General features: G+C 32.3%; 18 protein-coding genes. 10 read left to right on the top strand and 8 right to left on the bottom strand.

Going from position 1 to position 13,657, the window contains the following annotated elements; translation table 11 throughout:
• Positions 1–133 precede the first annotated feature (133 nt).
• On the bottom strand, positions 134–400 hold the full coding sequence (locus tag ACTJJ9_RS07565) for a DUF2564 family protein (RefSeq protein ID WP_145582356.1): 267 nt from the start codon (positions 398–400) through the stop codon (positions 134–136).
• A gap of 202 nt (positions 401–602) precedes the next feature.
• Here ACTJJ9_RS07565 and ACTJJ9_RS07560 point away from each other — a divergent pair, with 202 nt between their 5' ends.
• Positions 603–788 (top strand): hypothetical protein, encoded by a 186-nt coding sequence (locus ACTJJ9_RS07560; RefSeq protein ID WP_095301308.1) that lies wholly within the window; start codon positions 603–605, stop codon positions 786–788.
• A gap of 129 nt (positions 789–917) precedes the next feature.
• On the opposite strand, the gene cspD is transcribed toward ACTJJ9_RS07560, so the two are convergent.
• Positions 918–1,118: a cold-shock protein CspD gene (cspD, locus tag ACTJJ9_RS07555; protein WP_026562601.1), complete on the bottom strand. Its 201-nt coding sequence runs from the start codon at positions 1,116–1,118 to the stop codon at positions 918–920.
• A gap of 266 nt (positions 1,119–1,384) precedes the next feature.
• On the opposite strand from cspD, the gene ACTJJ9_RS07550 reads away from it, so the two are divergent.
• A complete protein-coding gene (locus tag ACTJJ9_RS07550; protein ID WP_095301307.1) occupies positions 1,385–1,639 on the top strand; it encodes a hypothetical protein in 255 nt (84 codons plus the stop codon).
• Positions 1,640–1,794: 155 nt separating this feature from the next.
• Positions 1,795–2,061 carry a phosphocarrier protein HPr gene (locus ACTJJ9_RS07545; protein WP_095301306.1) on the top strand — a complete coding sequence of 89 codons (267 nt, stop codon included), beginning with the start codon at positions 1,795–1,797 and terminating at the stop codon, positions 2,059–2,061.
• Positions 2,062–2,159: 98 nt separating this feature from the next.
• On the opposite strand, the gene ACTJJ9_RS07540 is transcribed toward ACTJJ9_RS07545, so the two are convergent.
• The 4 genes from ACTJJ9_RS07540 to metA all read right to left on the bottom strand — a co-directional run bounded on the left by ACTJJ9_RS07540 (position 2,160) and on the right by metA (position 6,153).
• Complete coding sequence (locus tag ACTJJ9_RS07540) at positions 2,160–2,312, bottom strand: hypothetical protein (RefSeq protein ID WP_170944402.1); 153 nt, start codon at positions 2,310–2,312, stop codon at positions 2,160–2,162.
• A gap of 310 nt (positions 2,313–2,622) precedes the next feature.
• Complete coding sequence (locus ACTJJ9_RS07535; protein WP_145582355.1) at positions 2,623–3,624, bottom strand: metal-dependent hydrolase; 1,002 nt, start codon at positions 3,622–3,624, stop codon at positions 2,623–2,625.
• A 50-nt stretch (positions 3,625–3,674) separates the two neighbouring features.
• Positions 3,675–4,841, bottom strand: coding sequence for a diglucosyl diacylglycerol synthase (locus ACTJJ9_RS07530; protein ID WP_095301304.1), 1,167 nt, complete (start codon positions 4,839–4,841; stop codon positions 3,675–3,677).
• Between the two features lie 403 nt (positions 4,842–5,244).
• On the bottom strand, positions 5,245–6,153 hold the full coding sequence (gene metA, locus ACTJJ9_RS07525; RefSeq protein WP_174879172.1) for a homoserine O-acetyltransferase MetA: 909 nt from the start codon (positions 6,151–6,153) through the stop codon (positions 5,245–5,247).
• A 294-nt stretch (positions 6,154–6,447) separates the two neighbouring features.
• Here metA and ACTJJ9_RS07520 point away from each other — a divergent pair, with 294 nt between their 5' ends.
• Positions 6,448–6,957: a hypothetical protein gene (locus ACTJJ9_RS07520; protein ID WP_095301302.1), complete on the top strand. Its 510-nt coding sequence runs from the start codon at positions 6,448–6,450 to the stop codon at positions 6,955–6,957.
• Positions 6,958–7,267: 310 nt separating this feature from the next.
• Here ACTJJ9_RS07520 and ACTJJ9_RS07515 read toward each other — a convergent pair whose 3' ends face one another.
• The gene (locus ACTJJ9_RS07515) at positions 7,268–7,507 is read right to left on the bottom strand and encodes a hypothetical protein (protein WP_095301301.1); all 240 of its coding nucleotides are present in this window, start codon (positions 7,505–7,507) and stop codon (positions 7,268–7,270) included.
• Positions 7,508–7,586: 79 nt separating this feature from the next.
• Positions 7,587–8,561: an NlpC/P60 family protein gene (locus tag ACTJJ9_RS07510; RefSeq protein WP_186324214.1), complete on the bottom strand. Its 975-nt coding sequence runs from the start codon at positions 8,559–8,561 to the stop codon at positions 7,587–7,589.
• 183 nt (positions 8,562–8,744) lie between these two features.
• Between ACTJJ9_RS07510 and ACTJJ9_RS07505 the strand changes: the two genes are divergently transcribed.
• From ACTJJ9_RS07505 to ACTJJ9_RS07480, 6 genes are all read left to right on the top strand, one after another.
• Entirely contained in the window at positions 8,745–9,869 is a 1,125-nt protein-coding gene (locus tag ACTJJ9_RS07505) for a conserved virulence factor C family protein (RefSeq protein WP_145582351.1), read from the top strand.
• Between the two features lie 78 nt (positions 9,870–9,947).
• Positions 9,948–10,382, top strand: a complete 435-nt coding sequence (locus tag ACTJJ9_RS07500; protein ID WP_145582350.1) for a BrxA/BrxB family bacilliredoxin — start codon at positions 9,948–9,950, stop codon at positions 10,380–10,382.
• Positions 10,383–10,518: 136 nt separating this feature from the next.
• On the top strand, positions 10,519–11,292 hold the full coding sequence (locus ACTJJ9_RS07495) for a class I SAM-dependent methyltransferase (protein ID WP_145582349.1): 774 nt from the start codon (positions 10,519–10,521) through the stop codon (positions 11,290–11,292).
• A gap of 38 nt (positions 11,293–11,330) precedes the next feature.
• Positions 11,331–11,462 (top strand): YuzL family protein, encoded by a 132-nt coding sequence (locus ACTJJ9_RS07490; protein WP_095301292.1) that lies wholly within the window; start codon positions 11,331–11,333, stop codon positions 11,460–11,462.
• 349 nt (positions 11,463–11,811) lie between these two features.
• Positions 11,812–12,408, top strand: coding sequence for a YpjP family protein (locus tag ACTJJ9_RS07485; protein WP_145582348.1), 597 nt, complete (start codon positions 11,812–11,814; stop codon positions 12,406–12,408).
• Between the two features lie 484 nt (positions 12,409–12,892).
• Positions 12,893–13,612 carry an anthrax toxin lethal factor-related metalloendopeptidase gene (locus ACTJJ9_RS07480; protein ID WP_095301290.1) on the top strand — a complete coding sequence of 240 codons (720 nt, stop codon included), beginning with the start codon at positions 12,893–12,895 and terminating at the stop codon, positions 13,610–13,612.
• Positions 13,613–13,657 lie beyond the last annotated feature (45 nt).

The raw sequence follows: 13,657 nt of genomic DNA, 5'->3' as shown, positions 1-13,657 counted from the left end.
CTATTTATTTTTTTGAAATCAGACCCTTTTGATGTCTATTATCAACACTAAACATTTTAATTAGCTTGGGGAAAAATCGTTTTTAAATAACTATAAGCAGCCAGGGGCATATAACCCCAACTGCTTATTATGTTTATTGTTTTGCTTCAGATAATTGATGCTCACATTGTTGAAGTAATTCATTTTGCTTAGCTAAAAATTGTTCATCAACACCAGTTTTAGGGGACTGATTAATCAGATTTCTAGCATCTCTAATAGCATTTTCCGCATGTTCCATCGCTTCTGGGTCTAATTGCATGGTTGCTGAACCTACCATTTTTTGAGCGGCTATTACGGACATTTTAATTTGTTCTAAGTCATTCATACCACTTATTAATCCAGTATGATTAATTTGGTCCATTTTTTAAACACCTCCATCATTATTGTTTGACATCAATCAAATAAATATTCGTTAAAAAAAACAATAAGATTAATATATCGAAAATCTTGTTGTCATGGTAAAATGAAGAAAGACGTATACTATGTAAAAATATAACACGAATATGCAACTTTTTAACTAAAAAAATCGTCAAATTACGTACTAGAAAGGGGGAAAAGCAGTAATGGGAAATGATGCTTTACATTTAACGATAAAGGAAGCATTTTCAGAAATATATCGTGATCTTGATAAATTAGTCTTTATAGCGAACAATGCGAATATTTTTAACCAACATGAAGTGAGTCGGATTGAAAAAGGGATTAAACAAAATATAAAAGCAATCGAATATATTATAGTAAGTCAAAAATAAACAAAGAAGTAAGTAGAATAAGTAGTACATTTAACTTCCAATTTAATTGCAAACAAAAAAGAGGCGGAGTTACCTCGGCCTCTGTTAGTTTCATGCATTGTATGTTAAATCACATTAATTTTGTTGTGATTATAACTTTGTTACATTTGCAGCTTGTGGTCCACGATTTCCTTCTACAATTTCAAAAGAAACCTCTTGACCTTCTTCTAATGATTTGTATCCTTCACCTTGGATAGCAGTGAAGTGTACGAATACATCGTCCCCACCTTCAACTTCGATAAAACCAAAACCTTTTTCGTTGTTAAACCATTTTACTTTACCGTTTTGCATAGTACTTAATCCTCCTAATACTGTAGCACAGGTGGTGCTAAAAAAAGTTTTTATCAAAAGCGGAATATAATATGTATGAGAATAATATTTTATAAAAACGCTATCATATATACTCAGCTTAATGATGCTTTTACTATACAACATATTTATAACACACGTCAAGGTGAAGAAGAAATTTTTAACAAAACTTTCTGAAACTTAAAATTTAAAATAATACATTTATTTGTCCAAGCATATAATGGTTAAAAAGTATGGAGTTGGATTAAATGCGTAGAATTCGATTATATGGTGAAGATATTTTCATTATAAGAAGTAGAAGAGTAGATGATGAAGGTTTTTCTAAAGCAATTGATTTTGTAACAAAATCAAATCGTGAATTATTAAAAATGAAGAAGTCATCATCGGTTCTCCTTCAGGACAAAGAGCGAAATTCAATTGTTGTCGAGCGCATAAATACAGATACATTTACCTTACTAGTTCAATATGAAATAAATTGTCAGAAAGTCTACCAAATTCAATAAAGAGTAGTTCCCTTTTTATAAAAAAAGGTTATAATAATGGTAATAACTAAAGTAGCTTTTTATAGCTGCATGAGATGAAGAGAATTATACATAATTCATCATACATTCTAGTAAGAGAAAAGCTACATTGGCTAATATGGAAGGAGAATGTCTATATGGTAGAAAAAACGTTTACGATTACAAATGATGCAGGGTTACATGCGAGACCAGCAACAGCACTTGTCAATGCTGTAAACTCATTCACATCAGAAGTTAATCTTGAAGCGAATGGTAGAACAGTAAATTTAAAATCTATCATGGGTGTCATGTCTTTGGGGATTTCAAAAGGAGCAGAAATAAAAATTACTGCTACAGGTAGTGACGAAGAGGCTGCATTAGAAGCAGTTGAGCGCGCTATTAAAACAGAAGGATTAGGTAATTAAAAAATATAAAGTGCAAGTACTCTTTATAGAGAGCTCTTGCACTTTTTTATTATTTGTAAAGCTATTCAATAGTATAGTGAAGAAAGAATTTTGAATGATTAATTATCTCCAGATTTATCCCATTGATCTTTATTTCGTTTATTTCCCTTACTATTATCTCCTGCGATAAAATCGTTTGCGATCTCCATTTGATTATGTCCGTTTTGAGGTGAATTTTGATTATTACTACCCTTATTGACTTTTTTCGTCATCGAATTCCTCCTTTAAAAGAATATCTATCATTCACTTCAAGATAAACAATATTACTATTCCAAAAATATTAGTAAAACATGCATTTCACCATTAATCATTATTCTAAAATGTTCTTGTTACCTCGGAGTGGTGGAGACTCCAAGGTGTTAACACAACACCTTTCTAGAACAATCCTACTCACATTGCAGGAGTCTCGCACATGGGATCCAAATAACCTATATATAGTTTATTAAAACAACAACATTTTAGAAAAGAGCCTTATAAAAAAACTACCTTTAATTAGTAAAGGTAGTTTTAACGATCTAATAATCAACCATTTGCAACGATTGAACGCTCAGGTTTAGCGAGCTTTTCACTTAGATGACTTGTATTGTGTACCCATCCAGTGTATGATGCTTGAATGTTGTTTTCCTTATCAAATTTAACGACAGCCATATATGGATAATGGTTTTTATTTCGAAAACGTAGGTCTATCCATCGAACCTCAATTCCTGAGGAGGTAGGATGAGTTAGAACATGAGTATGCTTTGAGTTTGCTAAAAAATGATTAACGTTTTTATCCTTTAAAGATTTATTTATAATATTGCTATCATTGTTGTACTTATCAAAGTGATGATACCAAATAATTGCTTTCCCTTCGATACGCCCAACACCATAACTTTTTTCCTTTTCGATGACAATATCCCACTTATTTAACCAAATTGACGGAATTAATGTAATCCGATTTGAAGGTTGGGATTCTTCCGTGCCAATCAATTGTTTTTTTCTATTGGCTATTAGAAAACGGAGGATAATATAGCCAATAATAATGAAGTAGGCGTAAATAAAAACAAATCCTGGATGAAAACCGATGATCCAAAAAGTAAACCCAATAAAATGGATAAACATGATAAAGGGATCAAATAAGGGAATAATGTTAATGGATAACCACTTTTTTGTAAATGGGCGACCTGCTTGTGTACCATAAGCATTAAAAATATCAAACACGACATGTACTACAACAGCTATCAACGTCCAGATAAAAAGCTGAAAAAATGATGCATCATTGAAAAAGGAAAAAGTAATTCCACTTATTAATAATGACCAAATAAAAAGGGCGGGAATGGAATGAGAAGCACCACGATGATGTTCAACATACATTCCATTACCTTTGAAAAGCTTTATGAAATAGTCAAAATCTGGAGCATTTGAGCCGACCACAGTACAAAGCATTATAGCATTTGCTAATTGCGGATTTGAATCGATGGAAGGGTCTAAAAGAGCCAAACCAGCTAATCCAAAACCCATTGTAATATGAGTACTTGTATCCATGTTTCCCTCCAGGTAAGTGATAATTTTACCCGCTTCACCCTAGAGTTAAACTAATAGTTAACAGAGCCAGCCATCATATGTTTTTCTTTAATAAATGAAGATTCTTTAATAATATCTTCTAAAATCAAGTCAGCAGAATGAGGAACATGAAGCTTTTTTATATTCTTCTTCATCTCTTCAAGCTTTTCTTGATCAGAAAGAAGCTTATCAACTTCATCAGCCATATCTTCAATTTGATTGACAACAATTGCCGCACGATTCTGTTCAAAGAAAAGGGCATTTTCCTTTTCTTGTCCAGGTACTGGTTTAAATAGAATAACCGGTACACCAAGTGCTGTTGCTTCAGTTAATGTTATCCCACCTGGTTTTGTGATCATACAAGAAGTTATTTGATATAGTTCATCAACACGTTCAACATAACTATATACTTTAAAGTTTTCAGGATACATTTGTGCAAGTGGTTCAAGACTTTCCTTTAACAAAGTATTTTTTCCACATACAACAACAGTTTGAATATCCTTACGATTCGTAATAAATGTTTGACATAGCTCTTTAACATTTTTTAAAACACCGTGAGCTCCTGCCATGATTAACAACGTTTTTTTATTAGGATCTAGCTGATACTTTTCATAAATTTCTTTTTGATTTCGCTTTTCTTCAAATTGCGCACGGATAGGTATTCCAGTCACTTTAATAGAGTTTGGATGGACACCTATCTCAGTTAATTTATTTTTCACATGATTTGTAGCAACATAGTATTTATCGATATTTTCGTGAACCCATATTTTGTGTAAACAGAAATCTGTTAATACATTAAAGGTAGGGATGACTGTACCTGTTTTTCTACGGTACTCCGGAACGACAATCATTGGAAAAGTATTAATAATAATATCTGGTTGTTCATTTTGAACAATTTGATGCAACCGTTTATGTCCCATTTTAAAATAAAGATTCATCATCCGTTTATTGTAAATTTTGTCTACACCGTAATAAAAGAGTCGATAAAATTGTTTGCCAATTGAAAAGCTTTTTAAATATAAATATTGAGTAATTTCAGAAAAAATCGGGAAAGATTCTGAATATAAATTACAAATTGTTACTTTTTTAAAGCCAAGTTCTTTACATTTATTTTCTAGAGTTTTTGCTACCTGAACATGACCATTTCCGTACTTCGCTGTTAATATTAATACTTTTGAATTGCTATTGCTATTCAACATTTTCACCTCAATTTAATCAAAAACGGATCATTCAACAAATACAGTTTATTTAAATCAGTTAGAACCTAATGCAAAACAGTATACTATAATCTATTAAAATAAATAGTAGTGCATTCTTTACTGTTATTATATTAAGTTATTTTTTTGAAAAAAAGACATTTTCAACATAAGAAAGTACAAAATAATATCTTAAGCTATAGTAAGCATATCTGAATCTTGCTATTGAAAATAAAACTGAATTTGTCTTAAAGAATACCATACAAATATTACTTTTTTATAAAGCAATTATTAATTATTTCTTAAGATGTAAAATATTGAAATAATTGATTATTATGATTTGAATCAAGTAGAAAGGTTGAAAGTAAAATTACCTATTTACAAAGTGAAAAATCTTCTTGCCTTCTCAATCCCAAATATATGGTGTTTCTTGATATACATAGTAATTTAACCAATTAACAAAGAGCAGGTTTGCATGTGAACGCCAGCAATGAACAGGTGTATTTGCAGGATTGTTATCTTCAAAGTAGTTTTTAGGTATATCAATGTTTAAACCTTTTGCTAAATCTCTTTCATATTCATCCTTTAGCGAAGTTCTTTCGTATTCAGGATGTCCTGTTAAGAATATGTGCTTCCCATCCTTAGACATAACAAGGCAAACGCCAGCTTCCTCTGAATAGGAAAGAATCTGAAGATCCGAAATTCGTTCAATATCATCCCTCTTTACATCTGTATGTCGAGAATGTGGAACGTAATAGTGGTCATCGAATCCTCTTAATAATTTTATAGACGGATCAATTATTTCATGCTTAAAAATCCCAAAGCATTTTTTGTCTAATTTATATTTATTTACACCGTAGTGATGGAAAAGTCCTGCTTGCGCACCCCAACAAATATGTAAAGTTGAGGTAACGTTAGTCTTTGTCCAATCCATTATCGTTTGTAATTCTGGCCAATATAATACCTCGTGGAATTCTAAGTGCTCGATCGGAGCTCCAGTAATAATCATTCCGTCAAATTTTCTATGTTTAATATGTTTAAATGTTGTATAAAATTCTTTTAAATGTTCAATCGCTGTTGTTTTAGATGTATGCGTTTCTGGTCTCAAAAATGTTATGTTTAACTGGAGGGGAGAATTTCCTAACAAACGCAATAATTGTGTTTCAGTTTTTTCCTTTTCAGGCATAATGTTCAAAATAACAATGTTTAAAGGTCGAATATCTTGAGAATATGCTCTTTTTTCGTCCATAATAAAAATATTCTCTTGTTCTAAAATTTCTTTTGCTGGTAAATGACTAGGTATGTTAATTGGCAAAGCAAGCACCCCCGAAAAATGATTTCATCTTTCTGATGATTTAATAGTAACAAATTATTATAAATTGTTTTGTTTATTTATATAAAGTGATTAAATAATTAGTAAAAACGTTATTTCAGATAAAAACAGTATTTTACTTAATCAGCTTTTTATTATAGCATGCATTGATTGATTATACTTAAGTTCTAATGTTTTATTATAGAAAATTTAGAATAATAATTCAAACTGAATTTTTGTATTTAACTTAAAAAATTTAAGGAATTATTTAATTAATAGTTGAGGCAGGAGACCATTATGTTCGATCCGACAGTATTTGATAATTTAAAAGTGATAGTTGAAGGGTATATTTATGATTTAGATCTTGAGAAATTAATAGTTGTTACAGATCGAAAGGATACGATCGATCTTGCTACAATGTCAAGACTTTATTCGATCACAATTGCTAAGGAAGATAATAATAAGCGATATGTCACAATCGATATCAAAATGAGTCAAAAACAACTTGCAGGTGAGCTGTTAAAGACAGTCAAGGAACCAGGATGTGTTGTTAAGCTTTCTTTTCACGAAAAGGGAAATGGTCAAGAATATGATGAAATATTATTAAAGAAACTTAACAAACTTTGGGGGCAACATATAATTAAACTATTTATAACAAAAGAACTAACGGGTTCGATTAGCCATTTTTCTATTCTCTATTTGGTTGAATTTTGTACATTATTTGGTGAAAGGGAGAATGATATTGAGGAATTATTGCATATCGTTGATCACGCAATTACCTTATTACAGGTAAATTTTGAGGATTAAGCTTTTTGCTACTTACTACAAAATGAAACAATCTTTTATTGTGTGGGGAGTTTTAAAGTGAAAATGTATAAAAGGATAACCGATAAGTAGTCTCTTTTTTCATTACAAGATGCGCTCCATCTTATTGTCTTTGATAAATTAGCACCATTTTGTAGTTGGAAAAGTAGGGTGGTTGGAACAAATATAGAGACTCCTTTAGGGGATGCAGGAAAGGTGAGATATTATTTAAACCCGCACTGTCCTAAAAGGAGTCTTACCACACAACCTCAAAATGTCCAACATATAAAGACAACAAGTTTACGAAAAAAACCTATAGAATGAAGACATACTGAACTTGATTGAAAGGTAATGCTGTAACAGCTTGTAGCTTATAGCCAATACTAATAAGCTGTGATATCGTTTCTGCGCAATTAGGTCGAGGTGGTTCGATTGGGGCATGGTAACTTTTATATATTTGGATAAACTTATTATGGATTGAACAATTTAGTATGATGACATGTTTTCCAAACCATGGTTGACCAATGTCATGGTAGTTTGTTTGTAATACCAATGTATATACACCCTTTAATTTTAATTATGCAACATCTATGTGGAGAATAGCGTGTAATACAAGATTCCTTCCTATATCATCAAGCTTTTGGAACTTTTTTTGCTCCTAGATATCTTTCCTTCCAGTATGGGTTTGAAAGACTTGTAATCGTTACCCCTTTTGAAGAGCTTGTGTGTATAAATTGCCCGTTTCCTAAGTATATTCCTACATGAGAAGGGCCTGGCTTATAAGTCTCGAAAAAGACTAAATCTCCAATTCCAACCTTTTGTGTATCGACCGTATAGTTCCAAATTTCATTGACCGTTCTCGGTAATAGAATATTCGTTTCGGCAAATACGTATTTAATAAAGCCACTACAATCGAATCCAGAGGGAGTATTTCCGCCCCATTCGTACTTTGTACCAAGTAAGCTTTTCGCAATAGATGTAACTGATGATTGTAACTCTGTGTTATGAGCTGTCTTTACCTTCTTCGTTGTTAGTGTTATCCCCTTTTTATTTCGGTTTGAAAGTAAATGAATTTGTGTAGGTGAATTAAGCTTTCCAGTTTCTTCGAGATTATTTTTTTGCTGATACTCCTTAACTGCTTGTAATGTAAGTGGACCAAATACCCCATCAATTTGACCATAATAATAATTTAAAGCATGTAATTTTGTTTGAAAGGATTTAACCTCCTCTCTAATATCTCCGTATTGAAATTCTTCAACAGGTTTTTTTATAGAGGTTAATTTTGTTAATGTTTCCTTTCCAACAATTCCATCAACCTTTAAATGGTGTAGCCGTTGAAACTGCTTGACAGATTTCTCAGTTAATTTTCCATACACACCATCAACAGCACCTTGATACAATGTAAGATCGGCAAGATTTGCTTGAATATTTGAGACAAAATAACCAGTGTGCCCATATCGAACGACTTGTGTATCCTCTATTGCTTTTGTAAAATCTTTTTGACTAGCTTCCTCAGAGGCCATAACGAGAGCAGGACCACTAAATAAAATGCCGGCAGCTACAGAAGAAATGATCAATGCATCTTTCGTTGGTTTTACTACCTTCATCGTTGTCTCTCCTAACATGGATAAATTATAATACAATATCAATGAAAACATACGATTCAGATAGGGGATATATGACAAAATAGGTGAAGGACGTCTACCGTTAGACAAGTTTGAAACCTATTGATAGCACTCATTTAAATGACTATGTTACAATATTATTACGAATGAAAGGAGTTGCGCATTATGAAAATTAAGTCGATAGAACCTACTCCTAGTCCTAATACAATGAAGGTGCTTTTGACAGAGGAGTTGCCTTCAGGTAAAAGCAATAATTATAAAAAGGATCAGGCAAACGAAGCTCCAGGTGTAATTGGAGAGATATTAAAAATAGAGGGTGTAAAAGGTGTTTATCATGTAGCAGATTTTTTAGCTGTTGAGAGAAACGCAAAATTTGATTGGAAGGATATTTTAGCACAGGTTCGCCAAGCATTTGGTGAAAACATTGAAGAAGGGCTTAATAATGAGCAAAATACTGATGAAGCATTTGGTGAAGTCAAGGTATTTATCCAAATGTTCCATCAAATTCCTATGCAACTTAAGCTTACCGATGGTTTAAAGGAAGAGCGCTTTGGACTGCCGGAACGTTTTAAAGAAGCTGTATTGGCTGCTCAACAAGCAAATGATAATATTGTGTTGGAGCGAAAGTGGAAGGAACATGGGGTAAGATATGGTGAGCTTGCTGACATTGGTAAAGAGGTTGTTGATGAAATCAGTGCAGCATATCCTAATGACCGACTTGAAAAATTAATCCAAGCGGCATCTATGGAAAATCAAGTTGAAAATTACAATAATAGAAAATCATACAAAGTAACATTAGATATGATGGATCATGAAGATTGGACTGTACGTTTTTCGCATTTAGATCAAATGGACCCAACAGAAGAAGATATACCAGTCTTAGAAAAAGCGTTAGACGATGAAAAGCCATCTATCAGAAGACTTGCTACAGTGTATTTAGGCATGATTGAAAAACCTAGCGTACTTCCATTATTGTATAAAGCACTTAAGGATAAATCGGTGACTGTTAGAAGAACTGCAGGGGATTGTTTATCTGATCTTGGGGATCCTCAAGCGATGGAACCGATGATGGAGGCATTAAAGGATAAAAATAAACTTGTTCGCTGGAGAGCGGCAATGTTTTTATATGAAGTTGGCGATGAAAAAGCTTTACCAGCTTTAAAGGCAGCAGAAGATGATTCAGAGTTTGAAGTGAGTATGCAAATAAAAATGGCTATAGAAAGAATCGAAGGTGGAGAAGAAGCTAAAGGTTCGGTTTGGAAGCAAATGACTGAGAGTAGAAAGAATTAAACAAGTCAATACTGGATTATAGAAAAAATGACTTTTCAGCAAAAATAATAATTTATTAGAGGATTGGAGTGATTGAATATGTCAATGGCATATGAAGAATATATGAGACAAATCGTTAAACCGATGAGAGCTGAGTTAACTAATGCGGGTTTTGAAGAATTAACTTCCGCTGAAGAAGTAGAAAACTTTATGGAAAATGTAAATGGAACAACTTTAGTTGTTGTTAATTCAGTTTGTGGGTGTGCAGCAGGTTTAGCACGTCCTGCAGCAACACAAGCTGTATTACATGCTAGTAACAAGCCTGACCAATTCGTAACAGTATTCGCAGGACAAGATAAAGAGGCAACAAGTAAAATGAGAGAATATTTTACGGGATATGAGCCTTCATCACCTTCAATGGCTCTATTAAAAGGTAAAGAGGTTGTTCATTTTATCCCAAGGCATGAAATTGAGGGGTATGGAATTGAAGAAATTATGCAAAACTTAGAAAATGCCTTTGCTAAATATTGCTAAACTATAAATGGGTGACAGAGAAGGAAAGACCTCTCAAGTAATAGCGACCTGTAATTAGAAAATGCTATTTCATGAGAATTACGTTCCTCTCGTGTCACCCCTCTTTTTGTATTGATAAAGAAAGTTGAGATGGAACATGATTGTTACAACCTCTGGAAGACCAAATAAATCTTCTATCTATAAAGCAAAGGAAATAGCACTGAAATTGAACAAACCATTTATGAATAGAAGTAAAAGATCGGTAGAAGAAATGAAACAATATTATGCACAAGATGTCCTTGTTGTTGGGAAAAATCGACTTGAATTGCATATTCTTCATTCAAATGAGCCATTGTTCTTTCATCCAAATTCAGCTATGTTTAGGATTAAAAGGCTTTTAAATCATGAGGAAGACCCTTTTTGCATTGCATGTAAACTTCATGAAGGGGACACTTTTCTTGATTGTACACTCGGATTAGCCTCTGATAGTATTGTTGCAAGTTTTGTCGTTGGTCAAGAAGGAATTGTTCAAGGGATAGAAGCGAATGAAATTTTAGCATATGTCGTACATGAAGGATTAAAGCAATGGGAAACTGGGATAAACAGTTTCGACAGTGCCATGAGGCGGATTGAGGTAAAGACAGGCAACCACCTTGATTATTTACGGTCATATCCAGATAATTCCTTTGATGTTGTATATTTTGATCCGATGTTTGTTGAAACAATTAGCGATTCAAAGGGGATTAGTCCATTAAGAAATATTGCAGTTTATTCTCCGTTAAGTTCAGAAACCATTGAAGAAGCTAAAAGGGTAGCAAAAAGGAGAATTGTATTAAAGGACCATTGGAAAAGTCATCGTTTTATAGAGCATAATTTCACAGTCACCGTTCGGAAATCAGCAAAATTTCACTATGGTGTTATAGAAATTTAAAATAAGTAGAATATAACATCATGGAGGTGTGTAAGACGATGGCTAAACGAAAATCTGATCCATCAACAACTGGACTTAGTTCTCCAAATGTTGAGGGACAAGGCACGACAGAACATGAAACTAGAGGAAAACAAGTAGATTCTGCAAGAAAAAAGACAAAAAGAACGTAAGTAAACAGGTGGATTGTATAAGTCCACCTGTTTATTTTTAATAAAAAAGGAATTATAGCAAACAGATTTCTTTAATGTTAATCCGTAATTTCCACATAAATAAAGTAAGCTATTGTAAGAAAAGAAAGAATAACAAAAATAGTCGTATAACTCATTTAAACTCCTCCTATCTGAATATTATTAATATATGTATGTACTCATTATTTTAAACGTTTACATTGCTCATTTAAAGAGTTATTATAAACTATTTTCAATTTGATTTAATTGGCCTGTAATATATTTGATATATTCATATTTTAGCTAATATGTTAAAATATAGAGTATAAACGAATTGGAAGGAAGAACGACGATGAACAAATGGCTAAGGAAATCGCTTGTCATTTTATTCTCAATCGCTACATTCGGACTTGTAACACCTCCTGCATCGTTAGCTCTAACAGATAAGCCATCAGATGATTCTACTGAAAAAGTTTCGTTTTCAGATGATGTCATTGAGCAATCTGCTTCACCCGTTGTCGAAGCGGAGCAGCCATTTGAAAAAGAACAAATTTTAACGAATATATTAAATGAGGCGGAGGAAAAGTCTTTACAAAAATTCGGGAATAAAATAGGCGGAGTAATTGAAGATGAATTTAAAGAAGTCATATTACCGAAAATGGAAGAGATTATTACATATTATTTAAATGAAGAATCTGATGAGCTTTTTGAACATCTTGAAGTATCTAAACCTTCAGGTGGAACGGGTGAGAAGATTTTTCATATTTATAATACAGAAACAGGTCAGGATGTTTTAAGATTCCATGTCCGAAGAGAAAATCGTCCATTAGAAGGATATTGGTTCAATTTCCATTATCATACTTATCATGATTCTTTCCAATCGCATAAGGATTTAGGCAGCATTTATTGGGATAAAAATACTCCTCCAAATTGGATGGTATATAATTAAAAACTTTACTTAAAACAGTTAGTAAAAATACTATTAAAATAAAAATATAGTAAGACAAATAAGAATGGAAGTCGAGATCCTTTCATTTTTATTTGTCTTTTTGTTTGTCTTCTTTCGAATGATTGTGATGTAAAGATGATGCTATTGGTGAGATTCATGGAGATATAAGTAGATATAAACTTATAGAAGGCTTTTCGCACTTCTTCTGCTCGCTAGGTCAAGTTTTAGAGAAATTTAGTTATTATGTTATGAGAATAGCTTTTATTTTACAATAATTAAGCTTAGCTTGTTAGCATTACTCACCACCACTATATTTTGATTATTTTCACCGCCATACATAGCTTTTATTGGAAATTGTCTGGACATAGAATCATCTATTAAATTATAATACTATAGTATTAGTAAACTCCTATTTTGATAAATAACCTCATTTCATTTTTTCACCGTTATAAATATCTTTATACATCACGAAAGGAAGTACATCATGAAGAGAGCTATTTTCTTTATTTTTTTAATCTCTCTACCTATTTTTCCGATATTTCAGCTAGTAAATGCAAGTCCAAATGGTGTTAAACTTTCAACATATACTTTTCATTCAATAACATTCTCTAATCAAAAACCAGCTTTAGGTGAAATGATTTATTTACCAGATACGGCCTTTAATGAAGCACAAGTATTACACATGATAAACAATCTAGAGAAAATTGATTATAATATATTAAAGCTTGCTGAAAAGCAAAATATTAAGATTATATTATTTCAAGGACCACTGACAGAATTAAATGGTTTAAGTAGATTAAAAGATAAAAAACCTAGGGGATATTCAGATTCTGATCCAACTTGGGATTCGGTTCCAGGTATGAGTGCAGATCGGGTGGTTTATGCTAAAATAGGTCATAGTGAGTATGGGAAAGGACATACTTCTATTTCACTAGAATTACATGAAATTGCTCATGCGATTGATCGATATGTTTTCAATCATGTAAGAGACAATTCGATATTTATTGAAATATGGAAGCAAGAGGTAAATCGAATTTTCCCATCTCAAAAATATTATCTTAACTATTCAGAGGAATATTTTGCTGAATCATTTGCGATGTTTTATTTTAGTCCCGAAACAAATAAAGAACTTTTTGAAAAAGCTCCACATACATTTGCTTTTATACAATCATTAGAAGAAGAAGCAGAAATCCGTTTAAAATAGTATTGAAAAGTAAGCAAACATGGTAAAATATAAAAAGTATTTTTA

This window comes from Metabacillus sp. 22489 (assembly GCF_052044855.1).
Classification (GTDB): Bacteria; Bacillota; Bacilli; order Bacillales; family Bacillaceae; genus Metabacillus; species Metabacillus niabensis.
Note: the sequence above shows the minus strand (reverse complement) of the source record. Positions and strands in the feature narration are given on the sequence as shown.